8 protein-coding genes are annotated in these 10,823 nt (G+C 63.0%); 5 read left to right on the top strand and 3 right to left on the bottom strand.

Annotation, left to right across the window (positions count from 1 at the left end):
* The 3 genes from AC1D35_RS17165 to fhuB form a co-directional block, all read left to right on the top strand.
* Positions 1-300: TonB-dependent receptor domain-containing protein (locus tag AC1D35_RS17165; protein WP_477939206.1), on the top strand; the 300-nt coding region annotated here is incomplete at its 5' end.
* Positions 294-1,211, top strand: a complete 918-nt coding sequence (locus tag AC1D35_RS17160; protein WP_477939204.1) for an iron-siderophore ABC transporter substrate-binding protein — start codon at positions 294-296, stop codon at positions 1,209-1,211. The genes AC1D35_RS17165 and AC1D35_RS17160, both read left to right, overlap by 7 nt.
* Entirely contained in the window at positions 1,211-3,175 is a 1,965-nt protein-coding gene (gene fhuB / locus AC1D35_RS17155; protein WP_477939212.1) for a Fe(3+)-hydroxamate ABC transporter permease FhuB, read from the top strand. The genes AC1D35_RS17160 and fhuB overlap by 1 nt, the downstream gene beginning before the upstream one ends.
* Positions 3,176-3,195: 20 nt before the next feature.
* On the opposite strand, the gene AC1D35_RS17150 is transcribed toward fhuB, so the two are convergent.
* Positions 3,196-5,523, bottom strand: coding sequence for a putative bifunctional diguanylate cyclase/phosphodiesterase (locus AC1D35_RS17150; RefSeq protein ID WP_477939203.1), 2,328 nt, complete (start codon positions 5,521-5,523; stop codon positions 3,196-3,198).
* Positions 5,524-5,703: 180 nt separating this feature from the next.
* Here AC1D35_RS17150 and AC1D35_RS17145 point away from each other — a divergent pair, with 180 nt between their 5' ends.
* Positions 5,704-6,510: a transporter substrate-binding domain-containing protein gene (locus AC1D35_RS17145; RefSeq protein WP_477939201.1), complete on the top strand. Its 807-nt coding sequence runs from the start codon at positions 5,704-5,706 to the stop codon at positions 6,508-6,510.
* A gap of 30 nt (positions 6,511-6,540) precedes the next feature.
* Here AC1D35_RS17145 and AC1D35_RS17140 read toward each other — a convergent pair whose 3' ends face one another.
* On the bottom strand, positions 6,541-8,082 hold the full coding sequence (locus tag AC1D35_RS17140) for a cation:proton antiporter (protein WP_477939210.1): 1,542 nt from the start codon (positions 8,080-8,082) through the stop codon (positions 6,541-6,543).
* A 104-nt stretch (positions 8,083-8,186) separates the two neighbouring features.
* Between AC1D35_RS17140 and AC1D35_RS17135 the strand changes: the two genes are divergently transcribed.
* A complete protein-coding gene (locus tag AC1D35_RS17135) occupies positions 8,187-9,410 on the top strand; it encodes a flavin monoamine oxidase family protein (RefSeq protein WP_477939199.1) in 1,224 nt (407 codons plus the stop codon).
* 352 nt (positions 9,411-9,762) lie between these two features.
* On the opposite strand, the gene ftsZ is transcribed toward AC1D35_RS17135, so the two are convergent.
* A complete protein-coding gene (gene ftsZ, locus AC1D35_RS17130) occupies positions 9,763-10,785 on the bottom strand; it encodes a cell division protein FtsZ (protein ID WP_477854324.1) in 1,023 nt (340 codons plus the stop codon).
* Positions 10,786-10,823 lie beyond the last annotated feature (38 nt).

Raw genomic sequence — 10,823 nt, 5'->3', positions numbered from 1 at the left:
GAACATGCCGCCAGCCTCTGGCTCGACTATACCTTTCCCGAGGATACGGCGCTTGAAGGCTTCGGTCTCGGCGGTGGTGTGCGCTATGTCGGCCAGCGCTACGGCGATACCAAGAACTCGCTCGATCTTGACGCCGTCACCCTCTTCGATGCAGCAGTGCATTACAAGAAGGACAATGTGACCGCCTCGCTGAACTTCAAGAACCTTGCCGACAAGGATTATGTTGCAAGCTGCAGCTCTTTCGGCTGCACCTATGGCGATGGCAGAACGGTGATGGGCAAGCTGACCTTTCAATGGTGAGTGAATTTCAAGACGCATATGGACGGAGCATCAGCCGTCGGCAGGCGCTTGCACTGCTGGCGGCATTCGCTGTTCCGGGAAAAACCTTCGCGGAAACGCCCCAATCCCTTCCAAAGCGCATCGCGGCGATCGACTGGGCCATGCTGGAAACGCTGGTGGCTCTCGGCGTCATGCCGATCGCCGCGACCGAGCTCGTGCAGTTCCGCAAGGATGCGGTCGAGCCGATGCTGGACGAGAGCGTTGCCGATCTCGGCCTGCGCGGATCGCCGAACCTCGAACTTCTGCGACTCTTACGCCCGGACCTCATCCTGATTTCGCCCTTCTATGTCAGGTTAGAGGCGAGCTTTCGGGCGATCGCGCCTGTCCTGTCGCTGCCCTTCTACAACAGGGGCGAGCCGCCCTATCAGAAGGCGATCGATGCCATCTCGGCGCTGGCACGGCAACTTGGCCTCGAAGAGCGCGGCCGTCAGGTCGTAGCCGAGCAGGCAGCTCTTGTCGAGGAGGCACGCCTCAGCCTGCAGTTCTTTGCATCGCGGCCGACCTATCTCGTCAATATCGGGGATGCGAGGCACGTCCGCGTCTTCGGCGCCGATAGCATGTTCGGCGATATCCTTTCCAGGCTTGGCCTGCCGAACGCCTGGACGGACCGCTCCCGTTATACGTTCGCCGCTCCGGTGCCGATCGAAAACCTCGCTGCCGAGCCGGAAGCGCGCATCGTCATCATCTCCGATATCCCTGTCGAAGCGCGCAACGGCCTGAAGAACAGCATGATCTGGCAATCGCTGCTGCCGGTGCGCTCTGGCCGCGTGCTGATGCTCGGCAATATCAATCCCTATGGCGGCATCTCGGCGGCCGCCCGCTTCACGCGGCTTTTTAAGGCGGCGATGCTGTCGTCAGGGGAAAGGCCGTGATGAGACCCGCCGCACTCGCCGCCGCGTTTCTCGCCCTTGTCGCCTCCGCCGGCCTCTTCCTGTGGGCGGCACTCAGCCATCTGCCCTTCGCCGACTGGCCGTCCTTACCCTTCGATGCCGGCCAGATGACGACGCAGCAGATCATTTTCGCCTACGCTGTCCTGCCGCGCGGCGCGGTCGCGATTCTGGCTGGTGCGGCCCTCGGGCTTGCCGGCGCCCTCTTGCAGCGCTTGCTGCGCAACCCGATCGCCGATCCCTCGACGCTCGGCGTCTCCTCCGGCGCACAGCTTGCGATCGTCGCTGCCACGCTGTTCTTTCCCGAAGTGCTCGATGGATACCGCGCGCTTGTTGCGCTTGCCGGTGCCGCCGCGGCAACGGCCATCGTCTTCCTGCTCGGCTGGCGGCGCAGCTTCGAGCCTATCACCATGGTGGTCTCCGGCCTGCTGGTTGGCATCACCTGCAGCGCGCTCTCGGCGGCGATGACCCTGTCGCAGGGCGAATATCTGATGTCGCTCGTCACCTGGAATGGCGGTTCGCTCAGCCAGCAGGACTGGTCGGCGACGGTGACACTCGGCCTGGAGCTGCTGCTCGGTCTTGTCATCACCGTGCTTCTTCTGCGTCCGCTGACCCTGCTCGGTCTTGGCGATAGCAGTGCGCGCTCGCTAGGTGTGGCGCTCGCCGGCACACGCATTGCCGTTGCAAGCCTTGCCGTGGCGTTGAGTGCCGGCGTTGCCGCCGTCGTCGGCCTCGTCAGCTTCGTCGGCCTGGCCGCCCCCGCGCTCGTGCGCCTGCTCGGTGTGCGCACGACGCGCAGCATCCTGCTTCTCTCGCCTGTCGCCGGTGGCCTGCTGCTCTGGTTCTGCGATGGCGTCGTGCAACTGCTCGCTTCCTCGGCGGGCGAGACTTTCCCGACGGGATCGGTGACCGCACTGATCGGCGGGCCGTTGCTGCTCTGGCTGCTGCCGCAGGTGCGTGCCGTCGAGCCGCCGCAGCCGCCCGATAGCGTCGTCGTTTCCCGGGCGCCGCTGTCGCGCCTCATCCTGATCCTCTGCCTGCTGCCGCCGCTCGTCTGGGCGGCCCTCTTCGTCGCCCGCCTGCCGGACGGGTGGACGTTGCTCCGCGGTGAGCTCTTCTGGGAACTGTTTCCCGCCCGCTGGCCGCGTCTGGTCGCATCTGCCGCCGCTGGCGGCCTGCTTGCCATGGCGGGCGCCATGCTGCAGCGCCTCACCGGTAATCCGATGGCAAGCCCCGAGGTCCTGGGGGTCAGCGGTGGGGCCGGCGTCGGTTATGCCATTGCCTTGAGCTTCTCCGCCAATGCCGACGCGGCTGGTCTTTTCGTCGGCGCCGGCGGCGGTGCGATCGTCGTGCTCGTCATTGTGGCCCTCTTTGCCGCCCGCCGGCATCTGCCGCCCGAACGCCTGCTGCTTGCCGGCATTTCCGTCAGCGCCTTCTCCTCGGCGATCCTGAGCGCACTTCTTGCTGTCGGCGACCAGCGTGCCTGGCAGATCCTTGCCTGGCTCGGCGGTTCGGCTGCGGCCGCCACGCCGCAAACGGCTACGTTCCTCGCCGGCCTCACCGTCGTCATCCTGGCCGTCGGCCTGATCTTCAAGCGATGGATGACCATTCTGCCGCTCGGGGCACCCGTCGCGCTTGCGCTCGGCTTGCCGCTCGTCGGTGCCCGCACGATGATGGTGCTGACGGCAGGCATTGCGACCGCTGCCGCTTCGCTGCTTGTCGGCCCCTTGAGCTTCGTCGGCCTGATGGCCCCGCATATCGCCCACCGGGCCGGTTTCGAAAAGGCAGGCAGCAGGCTTTTCGCCGCCGCGGTCATAGGGGCTGTGCTGATGGTGATCGCCGATCTCGGTGCCCGCACCGTGACCTTCCCCTACGATCTGCCACTCGGCCTGTTTGCCGCTTTCGCAGGCGCCCCCTATCTCGTCTGGATGATGGGAAAACGGCCGTGAGGGAGCTGTCGCGGAAGCGATCAGCCGCGCGAATAGGATGCGGCAACCGACTGGGGCCTCATTGCTTCGATCGAAGGGAATGATTTCAGGAATTCGGCCAGAGGCATGGGGCGGGAGAGAAGGAAGCCCTGCAGGTCGTTGCAGCCGGCTGCGACGAGAAAGTCTCTCTGCCCCTCCGTCTCCACGCCTTCCGCCGTCGTCGCCTTTCCGAGCGTACGGCTCAAACCCAGGATCGCGGAAACGATGGCGGCGCCCTCTGCCTGAGCGCCAAGCAAGCCAACGAATGAGCGATCGATCTTGATCCGGTCGATGTTGAATTGAACGAGATGGCTTAGCGACGAAAAACCGGTGCCGAAATCGTCGAGGGCAATTCGGATCCCCTGGGATCGGAGTCGGCCAAGCGTTGCCTGCGCATTTTCATCGATATTGAAGAGTGCAGCTTCCGTCAGTTCCAGTTCCAGCCGCGATGGCGGCAGGCCCGTTTCCGCCAGGATCGAAAGCACATGGCGGTCGAAGTCCCGATGCCGGATTTGCGAGGGCGAAACATTGACGGCGACCGACATGCCGGCTGGCCAGCAAGCAGCTGCCTGCGTGGCATTCCTGAGGACCCACTCGCCCAGCTGGTCGATCATGCCAGCCTCCTCGGCAATGGGGATGAACTTGTCGGGCGACAGAAGCCCTTGGGTGGGATGGCGCCATCGCACGAGGGCCTCAGCACCCGATAGCTGCCCAGGCGCGTCGGCACGATGCACGCCTTGAAAGAAGACCTCCAGATGGCCCGGATTACCCGAACGCGAATTGTCCGGAATGCCGGAAAGCTGCGCTTGATCTTCCAGCACGACGCGAAGATCGTTCTTGAGATTTTCCCGCGCCTCGACCCTGTGATCGAGAGAGGGTTCATACTCGATCAAGCAACCGCGCCCGTTGGTCTTGGCTTCATAGAGCGCAACATCCGCACGCCGCAAAAATTCGCTGGTTGCTTGGGTCGTATCACGAAAGGTGGCGATGCCGATCGAGCAGCCAATGCGGACGACGACGTCACCTCCGCGAAGTTGAAACGGCTTGCTCAGGGCCTCGATGATGGCGCTGCAGAGGACAATATGGGTGTCGTCGGCTTCCCTGGCATCGGGAAGAAGCAGGGCGAACTCATCGCCGCCGAGCCGGGCAAGTGTATCGCCCGATTTGATCAGGGCGTTCATCCTGTCGACGGCGCTGCGCAGAAGCTCGTCGCCGGCGGCATGTCCATGGATGTCGTTCACCTCCTTGAACTTGTCGAGATCGACGAGGGCAAGGACGGCGCGTCGGCCGGGGGATTTCATGGCCGCAAGGCATTGCTCGAAGCGAGCCGCAAACAGCGCCCGGTTCGGCAGGCCCGTCAAAACGTCATGAAGCGATAGATGCCGCGCATGATGTTCGCTGGCGCTGAGTTCTCTAAGGCTGCGGCGCAAACGACCCATCAAGGCGAAGAAGAGCCCGGCAATGACCAGGCCGGCAATGGAGAGGACCGGAACAAGCCGGCCGATGACGCGTGAGCCCGGCAGGTCCGGCGTCCAGATAACAAAGCCGATAGGCTCTCCGGTAGCCGTCGCCTCTATTTGGAACGCAACCTCATTTTGCTCCTGATCGGCGGTGCGGGCATAGCGGGCGCCGGCCAATCCCTGTTCGCGGCTCAGTGTATCGAGCGCGATACCGTCGAGAAAGCGGAACGTCACGAGGTAGAGCCTGTTGCCGTCATTCCCCTCCTGTGTATCCACTTTCGAAGAACCCGTGACCGAAACAACGCCGGCGACCGAAGGGCGGCCCTCAAGTCGCATCAGCTCCACCTGGCTCGGTTCTGGATCGGAGCTCGGCCCCTGCGGCGCACCGTGCTGCTTTGCTTCGAGATCCCGGATCATTGGCTGAAGCAGCGGCCGCACCCATTTGAACCGACTTTTCGTTTCGGGATCGGATTGCAGGGCAAGCTCGCCTGCCGGGGTCACGAGGAATGCCGCGTTGTAGCCGAAGACCGTTGTTGCGATCTTCCCGAATGTCGCTGCGGATGTCGCGCCAGCGCGGTCGCTCTTGCCGCTCGCGGTTGCTGAATCCGCCACCAGCAGCGAGGCATAGCCTGCGCCCATCAGCTGGATGTCCTGCGACACGCGCTGGACTTGATCCTGAAGGCGGCTGTTGACGAGTTGTCGCTGACGATCAAGGGCTGCCGCATCACTTTCCTCCCCCGCCCAAATGGCAGCGAGGAATACAAGCCCAAGAATTGCCAGCCCGCTGATCGCAAGCAGGAGCAATATCGACCCGGACGACGCCCGGGCCGCCCTGTGAGCAAATAGTCGTGACGGTTGACGAGCAGACACGGAACCTTCTCCCAAGAATTTCCGATACTGGCCTTGATTGATTACGAAAAGCTTTTCAAGCAGCCGTAAATTAACGGCGCAAAAGTGATCAGCTTTTTAATCGTTGTGTGGTTGGCTGCTTGCTGCGTGACGCTTGCCCGATGCAACGTTGGCAAGATAACTCCAAGGTAAGGTGATGTTATGTTGCGATTTATATCTGGTTTCCGCCTGAAGTTCCTCACATTGTCTTTTGCCGCCTTTATATCGGCAAGTATTTTTGAGCCTGCTATTGTCTCAGCTGCGGAAAACGACAGCGTCCGTATAGCGGTCGAGGGCGCATTTCCGCCGTTCAACTATCTCGATTCCAACAATCAGCTTCAAGGCTTCGACGTGGATTTCGCCAAGGCCCTTTGCGAGACGGCAAAGTTGAAATGCGAATTCGTCATCCAGGAATGGACGGCGATGATCCCGAATCTGCTGGATAACAAGTACGACGCGATCATCTCGTCGATGTCGATGAGCGCAGAGCGGCGCGAAAAGGTTGCCTTCACCCAGAAATATTATGATAGCCCGTCGGTCTTCATCGCGCCCAAAAAGTCCGGCATTGCCGGCACTTCACCCGACGATCTGAAGAACATACGGCTGGGTGTGACAGCGGCGACCTCCCAGGAAGCCTATGCCAAGAAGTTCTATAGTGGCGTCGCGACGACCGTGTTCCAGGCATCTCCGGATCTCTACAAGGGGCTTGCCGACGGCAAGGTCGACATCATCCTGGAAGACAAGCTGGCGGTCTACGACTGGCTCGCAAACACCAAAGCGGGCAGCTGCTGCGCCTTCAAGGGCGAAGATATCAAGAATACCGAATATTTCGGCGACGGCGCCGGTATCGCCGTGCGCCCTTCCGACAAGGCGTTGCTGGACAAGCTCAATGCTGCGTTGGAGACGATCCAGGCCGGCGACACCTACGATACGATCAACGCGAAATATTTCCCGTTCAGCATCCGCTGAGGTCGTGACGCCTCGCTCGTTCTTGATGACCTAGCTCTCGGTCATGCGCCGATCCTCGTCGGGGCCGACCGAGAGCTGTTTCCAGTCCAGGTCCTCCTGCAATTCCAGATACTGGGTCGGGCCGATCTGGTCCGTGTCACGCAGTTCCTCGAGGCGTTGGCGCTGGGCGATCACTGCTGCGATCGTCAGATCGCGGCGTCGGATAAGCTGCGAGGCTTGACCCGTATTGGCCGGCGCGTTCCAATGATCCTTGCTGACCGCGCGGAGCGCCGCGGCTTCGGCACCATCTTCCTTCTCCAGCCGCTGAAATGCCGCTTCGGCAAGCGACCGTCGGGCGGCCTCGAACTCATCGCGGACTTCCGCCTGCCGCCCGAGTTTCAGAAAGTGGATCATCGGGGCGAGTGTCGCTCCCTGGATGACGAGCGTTGCGAGCACGACTGCAAAGGCCGTCAGCACGACGAGGTCCCGCTCCGGAAAATCGGCAGGCAGGGCAAAGGCGGTCGCGAGCGTGACAAGGCCACGCATGCCGGACCAGCCGACCAGAAAGGTCTCGCCGTTGGTAAACGGCGCCAGCACATTGCCGCGCCGGTGGCGTGAAGCGACGATCGCATGCAGCAGGAAGGCCATCGCCAGGCGCGCCAGGATGACGCCGCCGACGACGATGGCGGCAAAACCGAGCGCCCGTTCCAGCGCGTCGGCGGACATGGATTCAAGAATACGGCGGGCCTGCAGGCCCATGAGCAGGAAAGCGACCACGTTCAGCAGGAAGACGACGGTTGTCCAGACGGCGAAGGAATGTACCCGCATGCGCGGGGAATCATCGACCGTCGAAAGCGTGGCGATCGTCATGGCGCTCGCAACCGTCGCCAGCACCGCCGAAAGGTGCAGATGCTCGGCGATCAGCCAGGTCGAAAAGGCATAGACGAACTGCAGCAGCGTGCCGCCGACCGTATTTTCGGTGATCGGCCGCAGCCGTGAGACGAAGAAGCCGAAGACGATGCCGAAGAGAATGCCGCCGGGTGCGGCAAAGCCAATCTGCAGCGCGGTTGCGCCATCGAGCCCGCCTCGTGCCTGGACTGTCAGTGCCGCTCCAAACAGCAACAGCGCCGTTGCGTCATTGAACAGGCTTTCGCCCTTGAGCAACGCATCCACACGCCGATCCACCGGCAGATTGGAAAGCACGGCGGTCGCCGCAGCAGCATCGGGCGGGGCAACGATGGCGCCGAGCGTGACGGCCACCGCAATCGGCAGGCCAACAGTCAGCATGCTGATCGAGACCACCAAGCCGGTCGTGACCAGAACGGCAATCACGGCATAAAAGATCAGCGGCAGCACCATGCGCCGCGCAGCACCCATCGGGAAGTCATAGGCGGAGTCGACGAGCACCGGCGCGATGAACAGGGCAAGCGCCGTCGGCGGATCGATCGGGATAACAGGCGCGCCGGGCAACATCGCCACGCAGACCCCGGCAGCAGCCAGAATGCCGGGATAGGGCAGATGCATGCGCCGGGTGATCTGCAGGAGCAGGATGGCGACAGCCAGCAAGGCAACAAGGGTTTCAAAGAAGGTCATGTCGGCATAGTAGCAGGCTTTCGGGCGCATTGAAGCGGGGGCAGCTCCGATGTAAAGCTGAAGCCTATCAAGGTGATGACGAAGCACGCGGCGGAGCGGTGACGATGGACTACGACGTGGCTGTTATCGGCGCAGGCGCAGCGGGCATTGCTGCCGCACGAAAGCTTACCGATGCCGGGCGCTCGGTCGTCATTCTCGAAGCCAGCAACCGCGTCGGCGGCCGGGCCTGGACGATCGAACTGTCAGGCATGCCGCTCGACATGGGTTGCGGCTGGCTGCATTCGGCCGAACGCAATCCGCTCGTCGCCATCGGCCGTGCGGCCGGCTTCACGATCGAGCGCGGGCCGACGGCCTGGCAGACCCAGTGGCGCGATCTCGGTTTCTCGCCGGAGGAACGTCAGGCTGCCGCCGCTGCCTGGGATGCGCTCGAAGAGCGCCTGCGCGCCAATCCGCCCGAAAGCGACCGGGCGTCGGACGCGCTGGAGCCGGATGGCGAGTGGAATGCCTATTGCCAGTCGCTCAGCGGCTATCTGAACGGCGCACCACTGGAGCGGCTGTCGGTCGCTGATTTCCTTGCCTATGACAATGCCGCGACCGACGCCAACTGGCGGGTGCACGAAGGCTATGGAAGTCTGATCGGTGCTGCCGTTCCTGATGTGGTCCTGCGCCTGTCGACACCGGTTCGCCGTATTGCCCTGACCGGTCAAGGCGTGCGGCTGGAAACCGACCGCGGCCCGGTCACGGCGGGTGCGGCGATTATCACAGTCTCGACCAATGTTCTCGCCCGCGGCACCATCGCCTTCGACCCAGAGGCCGATGATCATCTGCATGCTGCAGCGCAATTGCCGCTCGGCCTTGCCGACAAGCTGTTCATGGAGCTTCACGGCAATCATGGCCTCGAGCCGGAAACCCATCTGCTCGGCGACGCCAGGAGTGACGAGACCGGCAGCTATTATATCCGGCCGCTCGGCCGCCCGGTCGTCGAAGGCTTCTTCGGCGGAAAGGGCGCCGTCGTCATCGAACAGTCCGGCCTGCTCGACGCCTTCACCTTCGCCCTTGACCAGCTGTCGTCGCTCATTGGAAACAATATTCGCCGCCACTTGCGGCCTCTGGCAGCCTCGTCCTGGTGCCATACGGATTGGGTTCGCGGCTCCTACAGCCATGCGCTACCCGGCCATGCCGGTGCACGCACCATCCTTGCGCGACCGGTCGCCGACCGGCTGTTCTTTGCTGGCGAGGCGACGCATCAATCGGACTTCTCGACCGCGCATGGCGCTTGGGAAAGTGGCTTGCGTGCCGCCGACGAGGTGATCGGGGTGACTGGCTAGAGACCGGTGCGACCAGTCCAGGCTTTGCGCGCTTCGCCGCCCGGACCAAGGGCGCGGTTAATTCTCCCGTCTCTCGAATTGCAATCCGAGGACGCGCAGGATCACGACCTGCGTCGGTCCAAGCACGAATGCCAGGCTTACGCGGCGCTCAAAACCGACGATTGCGCAAACCTGGCCGGACATGATCACGAACGTTGCCACTAACTTAGAGGTGGGGCGACCTCATAGGCCTTCAGCATCTTACCGCCGAGAGAGTCGAGACGCGCCGTGGCTGCAGTCGTCTCATCTCTCTCAGATGCTCTTGTCCGTTGCCGCTAAAAGAACCGCCTGATCCTCAAGCGATCCTGTCAGGCTATTGCAGCATGCGGCCCTGGAGTTGCTCGGCAGTGAAGCCCGGTGCGGCAGCAGTCGCACCAGCGCCGTCAAGGCCGGTCGCAACGACAGCAACGCGGAACCTGCCGTCCAGGCCGCGATCGAAGATCGCGCCGACGACGATTTCGGCGTCGTCCTGCACCTCGTCGCGAATGCGGCTTGCGGCTTCGTCGACCTCAAAAAGCGTCATGTCCGAGCCGCCGGAGATCGAGATCAGCACGCCCTTGGCGCCCTTCATGGAGATATCGTCGAGCAACGGATTGGCGATGGCCGCTTCCGCTGCCTTCATCGCCCGGCCCTCGCCGCTGGCTTCGCCAGTACCCATCATCGCCCGGCCCATGCCGCGCATGACGGATTTCACATCGGCGAAGTCCAGGTTGATCAAGCCTTCCTTGACGATGAGGTCGGTGATGCAGCCAACCCCGGAATAGAGCACCCGGTCCGCCGTCATGAAGGCATCGGCGAAGGTGGTCTTGGCGTCGGCAATGCGGAAGAGGTTCTGGTTGGGAATGACGATGACGGTATCGGCTGCCTGGCGCAGCGCTTCGATGCCGGCTTCCGCCATTTTCATTCGGCGATTGCCTTCGAAGGTGAAGGGCTTGGTGACGACGCCGACGGTCAGGATGCCGGCCGAACGGGCCGCATGCGCAATGACGGGTGCCGCACCCGTGCCCGTGCCGCCGCCCATGCCGGCGGTAACGAAGCACATGTGCGAACCGCTCAGGTGATCCATGATCTCGTCGAGCGATTCCTCTGCGGCAGCGCGGCCGACTTCCGGCAAGGAGCCGGCGCCGAGGCCTTCGGTGACATGGGCGCCAAGCTGGATGCGGCGCGATGCCTTGGAGGTCGCCAGCACCTGCGCATCTGTATTTGCGGCGATGAAATCGACACCGGCCAGTTTCTCGGCGATCATGTTGTTGATCGCGTTACCGCCGCCACCGCCGACGCCAATCACCGTAATCTGCGGCCGTAGTCCCGTAATGCCGCTCTTGGCGTCTGTCATCGAACTCTCCTTTTGTCCCTCGTGCATGCTCCGCCCCG

The sequence above is a fragment of the Rhizobium sp. P1_E6 genome, assembly GCF_056405875.1.
This window is presented reverse-complemented; position numbering and strand designations above follow the sequence as displayed.

Bases quoted from the DNA above. Each gene is read 5' to 3' on its own strand.
- AC1D35_RS17140 (WP_477939210.1), bottom strand. From the start codon at position 8,082: ATGACCTTCTTTGAAACCCTTGTTGCCTTGCTGGCTGTCGCCATCCTG.
- AC1D35_RS17145 (WP_477939201.1), top strand. From the start codon at position 5,704: ATGTTGCGATTTATATCTGGTTTCCGCCTGAAGTTCCTCACATTGTCT.
- AC1D35_RS17135 (WP_477939199.1), top strand. From the start codon at position 8,187: ATGGACTACGACGTGGCTGTTATCGGCGCAGGCGCAGCGGGCATTGCT.
- AC1D35_RS17160 (WP_477939204.1), top strand. From the start codon at position 294: ATGGTGAGTGAATTTCAAGACGCATATGGACGGAGCATCAGCCGTCGG.
- ftsZ (WP_477854324.1), bottom strand. From the start codon at position 10,785: ATGACAGACGCCAAGAGCGGCATTACGGGACTACGGCCGCAGATTACG.
- fhuB (WP_477939212.1), top strand. From the start codon at position 1,211: ATGAGACCCGCCGCACTCGCCGCCGCGTTTCTCGCCCTTGTCGCCTCC.